Below are 16,334 nucleotides of genomic sequence, written 5' to 3'. Positions count from 1 at the left end.
GCGCCGTGGACGCGATATCCAAGTTCCCGCACTGGCGGCAGGACCTCACCGCCTCGCTCGTCGTGTTCCTGGTCGCCCTCCCGCTGTGCGTGGGCGTCGCCGTCGCCTCCGGCGTCCCGGCCGAACTCGGCCTCGTCACCGGCATCGTGGGCGGCCTGGTCACCGGATTCCTGCCGGGCAGCAGCCTTCAGGTGTCCGGTCCGGCCGCCGGCCTGACCGTGCTGGTCTTCGGCGCGGTCGACACCTACGGACTGCCCGCGCTCGGCGTGATCGTGCTGGCCGCCGGGCTGCTCCAGCTCGCGATGGGCGCACTCGGGCTCGGACGCTGGTTCCGGGCGATCTCCCTGTCGGTCGTCGAGGGCATGCTGGCCGGCATCGGCCTCGTGCTCATCGCCGGCCAGCTCTACTCGGCGGCCGGGCTGGAGGCGCCCGCCTCCGGCATCGACAAGATCATCGGGCTGCCCGGGGCGGCCGCCGACGCGCTGGGCAGCACCGAGGCGCTCACCTCGCTCGCGCTCGGCGCGGGCACGATCGCGGTGATGGTGCTGTGGAAGCGGCTGCCCCGGCGGGTCCGGGCCGTGCCGGGCGCGCTGGGCGCGGTCGGACTGGCCACGGCGGTCACGGCGGTCTTCGGACTGCCGGTGGCGACCGTCGAGGTGAACGGCCTGCTGGACTCGGTCCAGCCGCCCGGCGCGGACGCCTTCGGCGGGCTGGCGGACGTGGGGCTGCTCGGCACGATCGCCGCCTTCACCCTGATCGCGTCGGCGGAGAGCCTGTTCAGCGCCGCCGCGGTGGACCGGCTGCACGACGGCCCGCGCACCGAGTACGACAAGGAGCTGATGGCGCAGGGCGCCGGCAACTCGGTGTGCGGTCTGCTCGGCGCGCTGCCGATGACCGCGGTCATCGTGCGCAGCTCCGCCAACGTGGGCGCCGGCGCGCGGACCAAGGCGTCCCGGGTGCTGCACGGCGTGTGGCTGCTGCTGTTCGCCGCGCTGCTGCCGTCCGCACTGGCGCTGATCCCGCTGCCCGCGCTGGCCGGCGTCCTGGTCCACGCGGGCTGGAAGCTGATCCCGTTCCGCGGCATCGTGTCGCTGTGGCGCGGGCACCGGGGCGAGGCGCTGATCCTGGTGGTCACGGCCGTGTCGATCGTCGCGGTGAACATGTTCGAGGGCGTGTTGATCGGCCTGGCCCTGTCCGTGGCCAAGACCGCCTGGGATGCCTCGCACCTCAGGCTGGAGGTCGTCGACAAGGGGGCCGGCCCCGTCCAGGCGCACCTGACGGGCAACGCGACCTTCCTGCGGCTGCCACGGATCATGGAAAGCCTGGAGGCGCTCCCGCAGGACCGTCCCGTCGAGCTGGACCTGTCCGGCCTGCACCACCTGGACCACGCCTGCCGCACCGCGCTGGAGAGCTGGGCCGAGCGGCACAGCGCGGCCGGCACGGAGCCGGTGAAGGTCACGGAACCGGCCGGGGCCGCGGTGTGACGCCTGTCGGGCGCCGTGCCCGGCGCTCGTACCGGTGCCCGTTCCGGGCGTTGCCTGCGGGCATGGCCCCGGAACGGGCACCGGGCATATCGTTGCAGGAGCAGACGAATCGGACCTCTGGGCGAGGAGGCCGTCATGCTCCAGGAGCTGCTGACCGCGGTGGCCGTCGTCGGAAGCGCCGGGGTTCTCTACGTCGTCTCGGCGGCGCGGGTCGTCAAGCAGTACGAGCGCGGAGTGGTCTTCAGGCTCGGACGGCTCGCGGGGGAGGTGCGTCCGCCCGGGTTCACGATGGTGGTCCCGTTCGTGGACCGGCTGCACAAGGTGAACATGCAGATCGTCACGCTGCCGGTGCCCGCGCAGGAGGGCATCACCCGCGACAACGTGACCGTGCGGGTCGACGCCGTCGTCTACTTCAAGGTGGTCGACGCGGCCAACGCCCTCGTCAGGGTCGAGGACTACCGGTTCGCCGTCTCCCAGATGGCGCAGACCTCCCTGCGGTCCATCATCGGCAAGAGCGAACTGGACGACCTGCTCTCCGACCGGGAGAAGCTCAACCAGGGCCTGGAGCTGATGATCGACAGTCCGGCGGTCGGCTGGGGCGTGCAGATCGACCGGGTCGAGATCAAGGACGTCTCCCTGCCCGACACGATGAAGCGCTCCATGGCCCGGCAGGCCGAGGCCGACCGGGAGCGGCGGGCCCGGATCATCAACGCCGACGCCGAGCTCCAGGCGTCGAAGAAGCTCGCCGAGGCGGCGGAGCAGATGTCCGAGCAGCCGGCCGCCCTTCAGCTGCGCCTGCTGCAGACCGTGGTCGCGGTGGCCGCGGAGAAGAACTCGACGCTGGTCCTGCCCTTCCCGGTGGAGCTGCTGCGGTTCCTGGAGAAGGCCCAGGAACGGCCCGTGGAGCGGTGACGGCCGGTGACACGTGCTACACGCGTGGTTCCCGGGACTCCCGGCAGGTGATAGACACGGCGGGGTCACAGTCCTGTCCGCCAGCAGGAAGGTTTCCCCATGTCCGCAACACGACGTCAGGTGCTCGCCCGCTCCGGTGCGCTCGGAGCCGGCATCGCCTTCACCGGAGCCCTCTCCGACCTCTTCGCGGGCACCGCCGCCGCACAGCCCCCGGGCCACGGCGGGTACGGCCCCCTGGTCCCCGACCCCGACGGCCTGCTGGACCTGCCGAAAGGTTTCCGCTACCAGGTCCTGTCCCGTGAGGGCGACCCGCTGCGCTCCGGTGAGGGCCCGGTCCCGTCCAACCACGACGGCATGGCAGCCTTTCCCGGGCGTTCTCCGGGCGGCCGGGGCCGCACCCACCTGGTCCGCAACCACGAGAACCGCGCCAACGGCAGGATCCCCGTCCCCGCCGTCGAGGGCCTGACGTACGACCCGGCGGGCAAGGGCGGGTGCACGGCGCTGACCCTGGACTCCCGCAACCGCGTCCTGTCCGAGCGGGTGGCGATCGCCGGTACGGCCGTCAACTGCGCGGGCGGCCCCACTCCTTGGCACACCTGGCTGACCTGCGAGGAGACCGAGGACAAGGCGGGCACCAACGGCTACACCAAGGACCACGGCTTCATCTTCGAGGTCGACCCGGTGGACCCGCACCGCACCGGCGCGGTGCCGCTGACCGCGATGGGCCGCTTCCAGCACGAGGCGATCGCCGTCGACCCCGAGCGGGGCGTCGTGTACGAGACGGAGGACGCCTTCGAGCGGCCCTTCGGGCTCTTCTACCGGTTCCTGCCGAAGAAGCCGCTGGGCGGCACGGGCTCGCTGCGGGCGGGCGGCAGGCTCCAGGCGATGCGCGTGCCCGGCGTGTCCGACCTGTCCTCGATCCAGGAGACGGGCGCCGAGTTCGACGGCGTCGAGTGGGTCGACGTGCCCGACCCGCTGGCCACCACGACGCCGATCCGCTTCCAGGACTTCGGCCGGGGCGGCATCACCCACGCGCAGAAGCTGGAGGGCTGCTACTGGGGCGGACGCAGCGTGTACTTCGTGTCGTCCTTCGCCCACAGCGCCGAGGGCTCGGCAGCCGACCACTACGGCCAGATCTGGCGGTACGACCCGGACCGGCGCCGTCTGACCCTGGTGATCGTCTTCGGCCCGGACACCGACGTCCAGCTGCCCGGCGAGTCCCCGGACAACATCTGCCTGGCGCCCAGCGGCGGCCTCATGGTCTGCGAGGACGGCAACGGCGCCCAGCACGTCTTCGGGGTGACCCGGCGCGGTGAGGTGTACGCGATGGCCCGCGGCCGGCAGAACATCGGCACGGCCGAGGAGCCCGAGTGGGGCGAGTTCGCCGGGGTCACGTTCTCGCCCGACGGCGACACCATGTACGTCAACTGCTACACCCCGGGAACGACCTTCGCGGTGACCGGTCCCTGGCGCAGGTGAGGGCGGCGTGAACGTGGGGTACCCGGCGCCGCATGACGGAGAACACGCAGGTCAGCGGCTCGTACTGGCTGGAAACGGCACCGGGTGCCCCCCGTCCGCCGCTGGCGGAGGACATCGAGGCCGACGTGGTGGTGATCGGCGGCGGGATCGCCGGGCTGAGCACGGCGTACGAGCTGACGCGGGCCGGACGGAGCGTGGTGGTGCTGGAGGCCGGGCGGATCGCCGCGAGCGTCACCGGCCACACCACCGCCAAGGTGTCCGTCCTGCACACGCTGGTCTACGACAAGCTGCGCCGCACCCGGGGCCCCGAGGGCGCCCGGCTGTACGCGCGCTCGCAGACGGAGGCGGTCGAGCACGCCGCCGCCCTGGTGGACGAGCTGGGCGTCGACTGCGAGTGGGAGAGCCGCAGCTCGTACACGTACGTGTGCGACGCGGGCCGCGTGGACGAGCTGCGGGCCGAGGCCGAGGCCGCGAAGGAGGCGGGGCTGCCGGCGTCGTTCGTGACGGAGACCGGGCTGCCGTTCCCGGTCGCGGGCGCCGTCCGGGTGACCGGGCAGGCGCAGTTCCACCCGCGCAAGTACCTGCTGGCCCTCGCCGAGGACCTGGAGGCGCGCGGCGGGCGGATCTTCGAGGACACCACCGTCCACGGTCTGGACGAGGGCGAGCCGTGCCGGGTGTCGGCCGGCACGGGCGCGTCGGTCACCGCCCGGGACGTCGTGGTCGCCACCCACTACCCGGTGTTCGACCGGGCGCTGCTGTTCGCCCGGCTCTCCCCGCGCCGCGAGCTGGTCGTGGCCGGGCCGGTCGGAGCGGACCGGGACGTCGACGGGATGTACATCACGCCGGACGAGGGCACCCGGTCGGTGCGCACCGCGCCCCTCGACGACGGCCGGCGGCTGCTGATCGTCACCGGCGAGCACTTCACGCCCGGCACCGGGGACACCCGCGAGCGGTTCGGCCGGCTCTCGGCCTGGGCCCGCGACCGCTTCCCCGGCGTGGACCTCACCCACGCCTGGGCCACGCAGGACATCGATCCCACCGACACCGTGCCCATGGTGGGACCGCTGCACCAGGGCGCGCGGCACACGTACGTGGCCACCGGGTTCGGCGGCTGGGGCATGAGCGGCGGCATCATGGCGGGCCTGCTGCTGACGGCGTGGATCACCGGCCGGGAGTGCGCCTGGAGCGGGCTGTACGACCCGCGGCGGCTGAAGACGCAGGTGCGGGAGGCGCCGCAGTTCCTCAAGACGCAGGCGCAGGTGGCCGGCCACTTCGTCGGCGACCGGCTGAGGCCCGCGCCTCCGGTGGACGCCCTGCCGCCCGGCGAGGGGGCCGTGGTCCGGGTCGACGGCCACCGCCTGGCGGTCTACCGGGACGACGACGGCGCCCTGCACGCGGTCTCCCCGCGCTGCACCCACCTGGGCTGCCTGGTCGACTTCAACGCGGCGGAGCGCGCCTGGGAGTGCCCCTGCCACGGCTCGCGGTTCGCCACGGACGGCACGGTGATCCAGGGTCCGGCGACCAAGCCGCTGGAGCGGCGGGACATCTGACCCGCCTGACCCGGGAGGGTGACCCCTCGGGCACGACACGACACATAGTCGTACAAACCGAACAACATACTCATACGTTCGTGCGGTGACCATTCTTGTACGTCGCATCGCCGCACTGTGCGCCGTCGCCGCCGCCTCCGTGGCCCTCGCCGCCTGCGGAGCGGCCGGTTCCCGGCAGGCCCCCCGCCCGGTGCCGTCCGCCTCCTCCGCGGGTCCCTCGAAGGCCGTCCCCTCGCGTCCGCCCACCCTCGCGCCGGGACCCGCGGGCCTCACCCCCGTCTTCGAGCACGGTCCGCGCACCGGCGGCAGGACCGTCGCCCTCACCTTCGACGCCGACATGACCGCGGACCAGGGACCCCGGGCGGCGGCGGGCGAACGGTTCGACAACCCGCAACTGATCGCGACCCTGCGGAGGCTGAAGGTGCCGGCCACGGTGTTCATGACCGGGCGATGGGCCGAGGAGTACCCGGACGAGGCCCGCTCCCTCGGCCTGGACCCGCAGTTCGAGATCGCCAACCACTCCTACAGCCACTACGCCTACACGGACGACTGCTACGGCCTGCCGACCGTGCCCCGGGAGCGGATGCGGTCGGACCTGGAGCGGGCGTACACGGCGTTCGCGAAGGCCGGGGTGCCGGACCCCATGCCCTACTTCCGTTTCCCCGGCGGCTGTTACGACAGGACGGCCCTCGGGGAGCTCACCCCCGCGGGCGTCACGGCCGTGCAGTGGGACGTGGTGAGCGGGGACGCGTTCGCGACGGACGCCGACGCGGTGGCCCGGCAGGTGCTGGACGGCGTACGGCCCGGTTCGGTGGTCGTCATGCACTGCACCCGCAGCGCCGCCCCGGTGACCGAGCGGGCGGTGCGCGCGATCGTGCCCGAACTGCGCGAGCAGGGCTACCGCTTCGTGAAGGTGTCCGAGCTGATCGGCGCGGCGGACGGACGGCGCTGACCGTCCTACGCTGGAGGCATGAGCAGCGACGAGGACTACTGTCTGATCGACGCGGCCCGCCCGCCCACGGCCGACGGACCGCCGTACGCCGAGTGCGTGCTGTGCCGGGAGCCGACGGAGCACCCGGAGTCGTACAAGGGCATCACCCTGTGCCCCCGGTGCGAATGGCAGGAGGCCCAGCGGACCGCCTGCTCGGGGTGACCGGCGGGCGGGTTGGCAGACTGGGGGCGTGAGCAACGAGCCGACGACACCCGTCCCCGACAGTCCCTTCCGCGCCGAGCCCGGCGACCGCGACCTCGCCCCGCAGTTCGTGCTGCCGCTGGTCGTCCGCATCGAGCGGGCGGCGCCACCGGCCCGTACGGACGCCCTGGAGACCGCGGCGCGCGCGGTGCTGGTGATGCTCGGCGACGAGCGGTCGACCGGCGACGGCGAGTGGGCGCGGGCGATGCGCGACTGGCAGGACGCCCGCATCCGCAAGGTGGTGCGGCGGGCGCGCGGCGCCGAGTGGCGGCGGGCCGGGGCGCTGCCGGGCATCACGGTGCACGGGAAGACGGCCGAGGTGCGGGTCTTCCCGCCGGTCCCGCTGGACGGCTGGCCGAAGGACCTGGCCCGCCTCCAGGTCTCCGGCACCGACCTCGACGACCCGGAGCCCCCGGCCGGCGCCGACCCGTCGGCCCCCGTCCTCTGGACGAACCCCGGCCTGGACATGTCGGCCGGCAAGGCGATGGCCCAGGCCGGCCACGGCGCCCAGCTCGCCTGGTGGGAGCTGTCCGGCGAGGAGCGGGCGGCCTGGCGCGACGCGGGCTTCCCGCTGGCCGTGCGCACCGCGGACCCGGCCCGCTGGGACGGCCTCACCACCAGCGGCCTGCCGGTGGTCCGCGACGCCGGGTTCACGGAGATCGCGCCGGGCTCGTGCACGGTGGTGGCGGACCACCCGGCGCTGCGGTAGCGCCCCGGGCCGCGAACCTCAGATGTTGCTCTGAACATGCTCAGCCCGGGGTTGGCGCCGGACGCCCCGGGCCATATCCCCGTCGAACCGACGGGGAGGGACGGACCATGGAGCGACTGGGAACCGGCATCGGATGGCGGCCGGAGATCGCGGACGTCGTGGAGCGGATGCCCGGCATCGACTGGGTCGAGGCCGTGGCCGAGAACCTCTGCCCCGGTCATCTGCCGGAATCCCTGCTGCGGCTGCGCGAGCGCGGCGTCACCGTCGTGCCGCACGGCGTGTCGCTCGGCCTCGGCGGCGCCGAGCGGCCCGACGCGGGCAGGCTGGCGGCCCTGGCCGAACGGGCTCAGGTGCTGGGCTCGCCGCTGGTCACCGAGCACATCGCGTTCGTCCGTGCGGGCGGGCCGCTGTCCGCCTCCCCGCACCTGGAGGCGGGGCACCTGCTGCCCGTGCCGCGCACCCGGGACGCCCTCGACGTGCTGTGCGAGAACGTGCGCGCCGCCCAGGACGCGCTGCCCGTGCCCCTCGCCGTGGAGAACATCGCCGCGCTGATCTCCTGGCCGGGCGAGGAGATGACGGAGGGACAGTTCCTGTACGAGCTGGTCGAACGGACCGGCGTACGGCTGCTGATCGACGTGGCGAACCTGTACACCAACCACGTCAACCGCGGCGAGGACCCGTCCGAGGCGCTGCGCGAACTGCCCGTGGAGGCCATCGCCTACGTCCATGTCGCGGGCGGCTTCGAGCGCGACGGCGTCTGGCACGACAGCCACGCCCACCCCGTGCCGCGGCCGGTGCTGGACATCCTGACCGACCTCGCCTCGCGCGTCGCGCCGCCCGGGGTGCTGCTGGAGCGCGACGAGAACTTCCCCGAGGGCGCCGAGCTGGAGGACGAGGTGGAGGCGATCCGGGCGGCGGTGGACAAGGGGCGGGCGTCGGGCGCGGTTCCCACCGGGCCCGCACCCGCGCCGCGGAGGGGGGAGGTCCCCGCCGTCCCCGACGCCGTGCGTCAGCGCCTCGCCCTCGCGCAGGCCGCGCTGCTGTCCTCCCTCGTCGCCGGCACGCCCGTGCCCGAGGGGTTCGACCGGGTGCGGCTGGGGGTGCAGGCGCGGGCGCTCGCCGGGAAGCGGGCGGACGTGGTCGCGAAGGTCGCGCCGGAACTGCCGGTGATCCTCGGCACGGAGTACCGGCCCGCCTTCCTCGCGTACGCCCAGGGCCGTCCGATGACCGGCGGGTACCGGCGGGACGCGCTGGAGTTCGCCGGGCTGCTGTTGCGGGACGGCCGGCCCCGCGACGCCCGCGCGCGGCGGGAGTTGCGGACGTGGTGGCTGGAGCGGTCGGGGCCGGCGCCGCGACCGGGGCGGCCCGGGGCCCGGTGGGCCCGCGCGGCCCGGCGGGTGCTGCTGCGCCGCTGAGCGGACCGCGGACGCCGCCGGACGGAACGTCACGCACCGGCCACACCGCGTCCCGGAATGTGAAAAGGGCATGGCGCCGGCGTGATCCCCTGGCATAGAAGTACGGCATGTTCTGGGTTCTCCTCCTGCTGCCGGCCTGGGTCGTCGCCGGTGCGGCCTGCACACGGCTGTGCCTGGCCGCCGTGCGCGCGGCCGCCTCCGACACCGGGGCCGCGGGCCACGCGCACGCCCTGACGCTGTACGAGGCGGCGTTCCTGTCCGGCGGTCCCCGGCGGGTCGCCGACCTGACGCTGGTGTCCATGGCGCGCCAGCGTCGCCTGCTGCTCGCGCACACCGGCTGGGCGACGGTCGTCGATCCGCGCGGCCGGGACGAGATGGAACGGTCGGTCATCGGGGCCATAGGGCCGCAGGGGCAGTCCCGGATAGCGCCGGTGCGGGCCGCCGCCGACACCGCCGACGCGGTACGGGCCCTGGCGGACCGGCTGGTCGGCGCGGGCCTCGCCGTGCCGGACGGGGCCCGCAGCATCGCGGCCGGGGTCCGGCGGGTGCGGCTCGCCGCGCTGACCGTGTGCGCGCTGGGCGCCGCCGCGCTGGCGCTGCCCGTCCCGGCGGACGTGCCGCGCCACCTGATCGCCCTGTGGTTCGCGCTGCCGCTCGTCCTGACCCTGAGCTCCCTGGCGATCGCGCGGATGGAGGTCCACCCGTACTCGCGCTGGGCCTCACCGGCGGGACAGCGGCTGCTCGGCACGCTCGCCCGGGAGGCCGACGGCACGGCGGACGAGCGCACGTACCTCACGTCCGTCGCCGTACGCGGCGTCCACGCCGTCGGTGAACCGGACCTGCGGGCGGCCTTCGCGCACCGGGAGGAGTACCTCGGGGAACACCGCGAGCGGCAGGGCTGAGCCGGACGCCCGGCACCGCGTACGGCGGCATCCGGCGCCGACACCCAAGGGCGGTGCTCGCCTCGCCCGGTCACCGGACGAAACATCCCTTCCGTCGCCGTCGCGCACCGAAGGGACACCCGATGCGAGCTGCCGTCCCCCTCCCGGCCGCCGGGACCTTGCTGCTGAGCGCCCTCGCCACCGCCCCGGGACCGTGACCCCTGGGGCGGACGGGCCCGGGGGCGCCCGTGACCCCCGGGGCGCGCGGCACGGCCGTGGCCGCCGCGCGCGCCGCCGGGACCGGCATCGCGTTCGGCAGGTGCCCGGGGGCAAAGGACCTGCCCGCCGCCCTGCGCTGCGGCACCGTCACCGTCCCCCTCGACTACGCGCACCCCGACGGCGAGCGGATCACGCTCACCGTCAGCCGGGTGCGGGCCACGCGCGAGGACCCGCACGACAGCGGGCGCGAGGTGCCGGGGCGGGGCGCCCTGGCCCACCGGGCGGGCGGGCCGGGCACCGGCTCGCTGTACGTCCCGCTCACCGGCCTGACGCCGCAGTGGAGGCGGATCGCGGCGGCGTACGACCTGGTCGGCTACGCCCCGCGCGGCGTCGCCCCCTGCGCGCCGCTGTCCTGCCAGGACCCGAAGGGCTTCGCCCAGGGGCCGCGGCCCGCCCCGGCCCGTCCCTCCGACGCGTTCGAGAAGGAGCGCGTCGCGCCGGGTCAGGCCAGCCCGGCCACCAGCTCGGCGATGTCCTTGCGGCGCCCCGTGTAGAACGGGACCTCCTCGCGGACGTGCATGCGGGCCTCGGAGCCGCGCAGGTGGCGCATGAGGTCGACGATGCGGTCCAGCTCGTCGGCCTCGAACGCGAGGAGCCACTCGTAGTCGCCCAGCGAGAAGGACGCGACCGTGTTGGCGCGCACGTCCGGGTAGCCGCGGGCCATCTTGCCGTGGTCGGCGAGCATGCGGCGGCGGTCCTCGTCGGGCAGCAGGTACCAGTCGTAGGAGCGCACGAACGGGTAGACGCTGACGTAGTTGCGCGGCGTCTCGTCGGCGAGGAACGCCGGGATGTGCGAGCGGTTGAACTCGGCGGGGCGGTGCAGCGCCATGTTCGACCAGACCGGCGTGAGCGCGCGGCCCAGCTTGGTGCGGCGGAAGAGGTTGTACGCCTCCTGGAGCTGGTCGCTGGTCTCGGCGTGCCACCAGATCATGAGGTCGGCGTCGGCGCGCATCCCGGAGATGTCGTAGGTGCCGCGGACCGTCACGTCCTTGGCGGCGAGCTGGTCGAACAGCTCCTGGACCTCGTCGGCGTAGCCCGCGCGGTCCTCGGGGAGCACGTCCTTGAGCCTGAAGACGGACCAGAGGGTGTAGCGGATGACCTCGTTGAGGTCCTTGGCCAGCTTGCCCTTGTTGGGGATCCGGTCGGCGGCGGGGGTGGTGGCGTCGTCACTCATGACCCTATTCTCCCGCTCCGCCGTGCAGGCTCTGCACCGGGTGGGCGGTGAGCTCGTCCACACCGCGCGGGTCCCCGTGGATCTGGTCGACGGCCGCGTACGCGCTCGCGATGCTCGCCGGGATGCCGACGCCGTCGTAGGCGGCGCCGCACACGGCGAGGCCCGGGACCTTCGCGACGTGGGCGCGGACGCGGGCCACGCGCGCGTGGTGGCCGACGGGGTACTGCGGCAGGCCGTCCTGCCAGCGGGTGACGCGGGTGGCGACCGGAGCGGCGGCCAGGCCGGTGGCCTCCTCCAGGTCGTGCCGGGACACGGCGACGAGCCCGTCGTCGTCGCGGCCGAGGATCTCCGTCTCGCCGTACCGGCCCACCGAGGCGCGCAGGACGACCAGCTCCGGGTCCTCGTCGGCGATCCAGCCCCACTTGCGGGAGGCGAAGGTGGACGCCTTGACGGTGTGCCCGTCGACCGGCGGCACGAGGAAGCCGCTGCCCTCCGGGAGGGCGGCGGCGTCGCGGCGGCGGTAGGCGAGGGTGACCAGGGCCATCGAGGCGTACTCCACCGCGGACAGCTCGGCCGCGGCGGCGGGGGCCTCGGCGCGCAGCAGCTCGGCGGCGGGCCGGGCGGGCACGGCGACGACTACCGCCCCGGGGTGCAGCACCCGGTCGCCGGCGACGACCCGCCAGCCGCCGTCCGGAGCGGTGCGGCGCAGCTGCGTCACGGGCGCCCCGGTGACGATCTCGCCGCCCCGCGCCCGCACCGACTCCGCGACCGCGAGCGGGAGGGTGCCGATGCCGCCCTCGATGCCCATGAACACCGGGCCGCCGGGCGGGGAGGTGGCCGTGCGGCCCTGGAGGGCGCGCACCGCCTCGGTCAGGGAGGTGTGGGTGCGGGCGGCCTCGAAGAGCTGGGGGACGGCCGAGCGCAGCGAGAGGCGGTACGCGTCGCCCGCGTAGACCCCGCCCAGCAGCGGCTCGACGAGCCGGTCGACGACCTCGCGGCCCAGGCGCGCCGCCACGTACTCCCCGACCGCCACGTCGTCGCCGACCTCGGTGCGGGGCAGCTCGGCGTCGCGCTCGATGCGGGCGAGGCCCTCCGGCGACAGCACGCCGGCCAGGGCGGCGGCGGTGCCGGGGACGCCCATGACGTGGCCCTTGGGCATGGGGCGCAGCGCGCCGCGGGTCCACAGCGAGGCCGACGCGGTGGCCGGCGGCTGGAGCCGGCCGGCGAGACCGGCCGCGCGGGCGAGGCCGACGGCCTCGGGGCGGCGGGCCAGCATCGACTCGGCGCCGAGGTCGACCCGGACGCCGGCGATCTCGCCGGGCAGCAGCTTGCCGCCGACGCGGTCCGAGGCCTCCAGCACGGTCACGCGGGCCCCGCGCTCCAGCAGCCGGTGGGCGGCGGCCAGTCCGGCGATGCCGGCCCCGATGACGACGACGTGCCCCGTGTCCGCGGGTGTCGGGCCCGCCGGGATCTCGCTTGCGCACATGCCCCAAGCCTCTCAGACCCCGCCGGCTCCCCGGCCGCCAGGCCGGGTGCCGCGTGCCCGCGGACGGGTCCGGGCGGGCGAGTCCGGACCGTGACCTCTTCGCGACCGTTCCGCGCCGTCGTCCGCGCCCCTCGCGACGTCATAGGAACGACAGTCGACACCGACCCCGGGGGGCCCTGTGCGTACACCACCTTCCCTGCGAGCCGTTCCGGCCGCGGCCGCCGTCCTGCTGGCCGCGGCCCTCGCGCTCACCGGATGCAGTGCCGACGGCGGCGACTCCGGCGGCGCGAGCGACGCCAAGGCGGCCGCCCCGGCGAACGACGGCGACGGCAAGGGCGCGGCGGGCCCGGAGTCGGACCGCTCCGGGGCGACCGCGCCGCCGAAGGCCACCGCGAGCCGCATCATCCGCACCGCCTCCCTGACGGTGCGGGTCGAGGACGTCCCCAAGGCGCTGGAGGGGGCGCGCGCCACGGCCGAGAACGCGGGCGGCTACGTCGGGGACGAGACCACCAGCCGGGACGAGGACGGCCGCGAACGGACCCGGCTCGTCCTGCGCGTGCCCGTCGGCGCGTACCAGGACGTCCTGACCGAACTGGAGGGCGCCGGCACGCTCCTGGAGCGCGACGCGAAGGCGGAGGACGTCACCGACCAGGTCGTGGACGTGGAGAGCCGCATCGCGTCGCAGCGCGCCAGCGTGGCCCGGGTGCGCGAGCTGATGGACCGCGCCACCAGGCTGAGCGACGTGGTGACGCTGGAGGGGGAGCTGAGTTCCCGTCAGGCCGAGCTGGAGGCGCTGCTCGCCCGGCAGGCGTCCCTGAAGGACCGCACCAGCCTGGCCACGATCACCCTCTCCCTGTCCGGGACGCCGGTGGAGAAGGAGGCCGCCGGGGACGACGACCCGGGGTTCACGGACGCGCTGGCGGGCGGCTGGGACGCGTTCGTGACGATGCTGCGCTGGGTGGCGGTGGTGTTCGGCGCGGTCCTGCCGTTCGCCGCGGTGGCGGCGCTGCTCGCGCTGCTGTGGCTGCGGGTGGTGCGGCCCCGGCTGCCGCGCCGCCCCGAGGCCCCGCCGGTGACGACGGCGGCCGGTCCGCTGCCGACGGCCCGGCCGGTACCGGGGGGCACGCCCGCCGAAGGGACGGGCGAGCGGAACGGAAACGCCGCGCCCGCGTAGCGTGTTCGCATGAGCATGAGCGGTGCGAGCGGGACGGACGGGGCCGGCGGCGCGAGGAGCGCGCGGGAGCGGCTGGTCGTGATCGGCGGCGACGCCGCGGGGATGTCCGCGGCGTCGCAGGCACGCCGGCTGAGGGATCCGGACGAACTGGAGATCGTGGCGTTCGAGCGCGGTCACTTCAGCTCGTTCTCGGCGTGCGGCATCCCCTACTGGGTCGGCGGCGACGTCCCCGAACGGGACCGTCTGATCGCCCGCACGCCCGAGGAGCACCGCTCGCGCGGCATCGACCTGCGGATGCGCACCGAGGTGACGGAGATCGACGTCGACGGCGGGCGGGTGCGCGCGCGTGACGTCGATTCGGGCGCGGAGACCTGGACGCCGTACGACAAGCTCGTGATCGCGACCGGCGCCCGTCCGATCCGCCCCGACATGCCGGGGGGCGACGCGCCCGGCGTGCACGGGGTGCAGAGCCTCGACGACGGGCAGGCGCTGCTCGACACGCTGGCCCGCACGCGGGGACGGCACGCGGTGGTCGTCGGGGCCGGGTACATCGGCGTGGAGATGGCCGAGGCGCTCATCAAGCGCGGGTACGAGGTGACGGTCGTCAACCGCGGCCGGGAGCCGATGTCGACGCTCGACCCGGACATGGGCCGGATGGTGCGCGAGGCGATGGAGGGCCTCGGCATCACCATGGTGAACGACGCCGAGGTCACCAAGGTGCTGACGGGTGACGACGGCCGGGTCCGCGCGGTGGCCACCGAGGACGCCGAGTACCCGGCGGACGTGGTGGTGCTCGGCATCGGCGTGCGCCCCGAGACCTCGCTCGCCGCCGGGGCCGGTCTGCCGCTCGGCGCCCACGGCGGACTGCTGACCGACCTGGCGATGCGCGTGCGCGGGCACGAGAACGTCTGGGCCGGCGGCGACTGCGTGGAGGTGCTCGACCTGGTCTCCGGGCAGGAGCGGCACATCCCGCTGGGCACGCACGCCAACAAGCACGGGCAGGTCATCGGCACCAACGCGGGCGGGGGTTACGCCACCTTCCCGGGCGTGGTCGGCACGGCGGTCAGCAAGGTCTGCGACCTGGAGATCGCGCGGACCGGGCTGCGCGAGAAGGACGCGCTGCGGGCGGGACTGCGGTTCGTCTCGGTCACCGTCGAGTCCACCAGCCGCGCCGGGTACTACCCGGGCGCCTCCCCCATGACGGTGAAGATGCTCGCCGAGCGGCGCACCGGTCGGCTGCTCGGCGTGCAGATCGTCGGCCGCGAGGGCGCGGGCAAGCGGGTCGACATCGCCGCGGTGGCCCTCACCGCCGGGATGACGGTGGAGCAGATGACGTCCCTGGACCTGGGGTACGCGCCGCCGTTCTCCCCGGTGTGGGACCCCGTGCTGGTGGCGGCCCGCAAGGCGGCGAGGGCGGTGGAACAGCGCCGTTGACGGCCCCGGGTCGCACCGCGCCGTCGGTCCGGCCGCCGGCCTGCCGCGCCCGCTCGGCCGGGGAGCGCGAGGGCGGGGACGGCACGGACGCCGGGGCGGTCGCCGGCGCCGGGGCGGTCGGGAGGACGTGCGCGCCCACGGACGGGGGTGTTCGGGGGGCGTACCGATTCACCGCCCGTCGAGCGGGCAGTAGTGACCCGTGGTCATCCCCGTCCATGACGTGAACCCGGCGCGCCGTACGCCCTGGGTGACGTATGCCCTGATCCTCGCGAACGTCCTGGTCTTCCTGTTCACCCCCGGCATGACCGGTTCGGTGACGGGCGGGGGCGGTCTCGCGCAGATGTGCCATCTCCAGGCGTTCCTGGACCACTACGCGGCGGTGCCCCAGGAGTTGCTGCAGCACCGGCTGCCCCGGCTGGTGCCGACCGGCGAGACCGGGGTGGGCCCGCGGGGGCCGGGCTGCGTGATCGGCCCGCCGGACTACGACAAGTCCCCCGAGCTGAGCGTCCTGACGGCGATGTTCCTGCATGGGGGCTGGCTGCACCTGCTGGGCAACATGCTCTTCCTGTGGATCTTCGGCAACAACGTCGAGGACCGCATGGGCCACCTGCGCTACCTGCGCTACCTGCTGTTCTACGGCGTGTGCGGCTACGCGGCGACCTACGGCTTCGCCCTCTTCGACGCGGACTCGACCGCTCCGCTGATCGGCGCGTCGGGCGCGATCGCCGGGGTGCTCGGCGCCTATCTGGTGCTGTACCCCAAGGCCCGCGTCTGGGTCCTCGTCCCCTTCCTGATCTTCCTGCCGCTGCGTCTGCCGGCCTGGATCGTGCTGGGCTTCTGGTTCGGGCTCCAGGCGGTCTACTCGTCCGGCGGGGCCGTCACCGACGCGGGCACCGTGGCGTACATGGCCCATGTCGTCGGCTTCCTGGCCGGCATGCTGCTCGCCTGGCCGCTGCGGCCCGGTACTCCGCCCCCGCCGGAGCCGCGCGGACTGCTGTTCGGCAGACGGGCGCGACCGGGCTGGTAGCGGGACCCGGGCGCCGCGGGAGGCCCCGCTCCGGCGGCCCGGTCCGCGCGGTGCGCGCCCTCCGTACGGCCGTACGCCCCGGACACGGCGTCGCGCGCGGTTTCCCGGCGGGGGTCCGGGCGCCTGCCGCCGGAACGT

Annotated in this window: 15 protein-coding genes; 13 read left to right on the top strand and 2 right to left on the bottom strand. The window is 74.9% G+C overall.

What is annotated here, in order from left to right; all coding sequences use genetic code 11:
* The first annotated feature begins 5 nt into the window (after nucleotides 1–5).
* From ACZ4V6_RS20340 to ACZ4V6_RS20295, 10 genes are all read left to right on the top strand, one after another.
* Nucleotides 6–1,484, top strand: a complete 1,479-nt coding sequence (locus ACZ4V6_RS20340) for a SulP family inorganic anion transporter (RefSeq protein ID WP_467829189.1) — start codon at nucleotides 6–8, stop codon at nucleotides 1,482–1,484.
* A 135-nt stretch (nucleotides 1,485–1,619) separates the two neighbouring features.
* Nucleotides 1,620–2,396, top strand: coding sequence for a slipin family protein (locus tag ACZ4V6_RS20335; protein WP_467829186.1), 777 nt, complete (start codon nucleotides 1,620–1,622; stop codon nucleotides 2,394–2,396).
* 99 nt (nucleotides 2,397–2,495) lie between these two features.
* On the top strand, nucleotides 2,496–3,875 hold the full coding sequence (locus ACZ4V6_RS20330) for a PhoX family protein (protein ID WP_467829183.1): 1,380 nt from the start codon (nucleotides 2,496–2,498) through the stop codon (nucleotides 3,873–3,875).
* Nucleotides 3,876–3,907: 32 nt separating this feature from the next.
* Complete coding sequence (locus ACZ4V6_RS20325; protein WP_467829181.1) at nucleotides 3,908–5,425, top strand: FAD-dependent oxidoreductase; 1,518 nt, start codon at nucleotides 3,908–3,910, stop codon at nucleotides 5,423–5,425.
* Between the two features lie 85 nt (nucleotides 5,426–5,510).
* Entirely contained in the window at nucleotides 5,511–6,377 is an 867-nt protein-coding gene (locus ACZ4V6_RS20320; RefSeq protein ID WP_467829179.1) for a polysaccharide deacetylase family protein, read from the top strand.
* Between the two features lie 18 nt (nucleotides 6,378–6,395).
* Nucleotides 6,396–6,578, top strand: a complete 183-nt coding sequence (locus ACZ4V6_RS20315) for a hypothetical protein (RefSeq protein WP_467829177.1) — start codon at nucleotides 6,396–6,398, stop codon at nucleotides 6,576–6,578.
* Between the two features lie 28 nt (nucleotides 6,579–6,606).
* Nucleotides 6,607–7,326 (top strand): peptidyl-tRNA hydrolase, encoded by a 720-nt coding sequence (locus ACZ4V6_RS20310; RefSeq protein WP_467829174.1) that lies wholly within the window; start codon nucleotides 6,607–6,609, stop codon nucleotides 7,324–7,326.
* 107 nt (nucleotides 7,327–7,433) lie between these two features.
* Nucleotides 7,434–8,741: an MbnB/TglH/ChrH family RiPP precursor modification enzyme gene (locus ACZ4V6_RS20305; protein ID WP_467829172.1), complete on the top strand. Its 1,308-nt coding sequence runs from the start codon at nucleotides 7,434–7,436 to the stop codon at nucleotides 8,739–8,741.
* 107 nt (nucleotides 8,742–8,848) lie between these two features.
* Nucleotides 8,849–9,643, top strand: coding sequence for a TIGR04222 domain-containing membrane protein (locus ACZ4V6_RS20300; protein WP_467829170.1), 795 nt, complete (start codon nucleotides 8,849–8,851; stop codon nucleotides 9,641–9,643).
* Nucleotides 9,644–9,870: 227 nt separating this feature from the next.
* Nucleotides 9,871–10,395: a hypothetical protein gene (locus ACZ4V6_RS20295; protein WP_467829167.1), complete on the top strand. Its 525-nt coding sequence runs from the start codon at nucleotides 9,871–9,873 to the stop codon at nucleotides 10,393–10,395.
* Here the strand turns inward: ACZ4V6_RS20295 and hemQ are convergent.
* Complete coding sequence (gene hemQ / locus ACZ4V6_RS20290; protein WP_467829165.1) at nucleotides 10,344–11,075, bottom strand: hydrogen peroxide-dependent heme synthase; 732 nt, start codon at nucleotides 11,073–11,075, stop codon at nucleotides 10,344–10,346. The genes ACZ4V6_RS20295 and hemQ overlap by 52 nt on opposite strands.
* Nucleotides 11,076–11,079: 4 nt before the next feature.
* Nucleotides 11,080–12,561, bottom strand: a complete 1,482-nt coding sequence (gene hemG / locus ACZ4V6_RS20285; RefSeq protein ID WP_467829162.1) for a protoporphyrinogen oxidase — start codon at nucleotides 12,559–12,561, stop codon at nucleotides 11,080–11,082.
* A 178-nt stretch (nucleotides 12,562–12,739) separates the two neighbouring features.
* Here hemG and ACZ4V6_RS20280 point away from each other — a divergent pair, with 178 nt between their 5' ends.
* The 3 genes from ACZ4V6_RS20280 (at nucleotide 12,740) to ACZ4V6_RS20270 (ending at nucleotide 16,196) form a co-directional block, all read left to right on the top strand.
* Nucleotides 12,740–13,735 (top strand): DUF4349 domain-containing protein, encoded by a 996-nt coding sequence (locus tag ACZ4V6_RS20280; protein WP_467829159.1) that lies wholly within the window; start codon nucleotides 12,740–12,742, stop codon nucleotides 13,733–13,735.
* Between the two features lie 9 nt (nucleotides 13,736–13,744).
* Nucleotides 13,745–15,169, top strand: a complete 1,425-nt coding sequence (locus ACZ4V6_RS20275; protein ID WP_467829158.1) for an FAD-dependent oxidoreductase — start codon at nucleotides 13,745–13,747, stop codon at nucleotides 15,167–15,169.
* Between the two features lie 199 nt (nucleotides 15,170–15,368).
* Nucleotides 15,369–16,196 carry a rhomboid family intramembrane serine protease gene (locus tag ACZ4V6_RS20270; RefSeq protein WP_467829156.1) on the top strand — a complete coding sequence of 276 codons (828 nt, stop codon included), beginning with the start codon at nucleotides 15,369–15,371 and terminating at the stop codon, nucleotides 16,194–16,196.
* The last annotated feature ends 138 nt before the right edge of the window (nucleotides 16,197–16,334 follow it).

Source organism: Streptomyces sp. NPDC029152 (genome assembly GCF_055564355.1).
Note: the sequence above shows the minus strand (reverse complement) of the source record. Positions and strands in the feature narration are given on the sequence as shown.

Excerpts from the sequence above, each read along its gene's own strand:
- ACZ4V6_RS20325 (WP_467829181.1), top strand. The coding sequence starts at position 3,908 with ATGACGGAGAACACGCAGGTCAGCGGCTCGTACTGGCTGGAAACGGCA.
- ACZ4V6_RS20315 (WP_467829177.1), top strand. The coding sequence starts at position 6,396 with ATGAGCAGCGACGAGGACTACTGTCTGATCGACGCGGCCCGCCCGCCC.
- ACZ4V6_RS20335 (WP_467829186.1), top strand. The coding sequence starts at position 1,620 with ATGCTCCAGGAGCTGCTGACCGCGGTGGCCGTCGTCGGAAGCGCCGGG.
- hemG (WP_467829162.1), bottom strand. The coding sequence starts at position 12,561 with ATGTGCGCAAGCGAGATCCCGGCGGGCCCGACACCCGCGGACACGGGG.
- hemQ (WP_467829165.1), bottom strand. The coding sequence starts at position 11,075 with ATGAGTGACGACGCCACCACCCCCGCCGCCGACCGGATCCCCAACAAG.
- ACZ4V6_RS20305 (WP_467829172.1), top strand. The coding sequence starts at position 7,434 with ATGGAGCGACTGGGAACCGGCATCGGATGGCGGCCGGAGATCGCGGAC.
- ACZ4V6_RS20300 (WP_467829170.1), top strand. The coding sequence starts at position 8,849 with ATGTTCTGGGTTCTCCTCCTGCTGCCGGCCTGGGTCGTCGCCGGTGCG.
- ACZ4V6_RS20275 (WP_467829158.1), top strand. The coding sequence starts at position 13,745 with ATGAGCATGAGCGGTGCGAGCGGGACGGACGGGGCCGGCGGCGCGAGG.
- ACZ4V6_RS20330 (WP_467829183.1), top strand. The coding sequence starts at position 2,496 with ATGTCCGCAACACGACGTCAGGTGCTCGCCCGCTCCGGTGCGCTCGGA.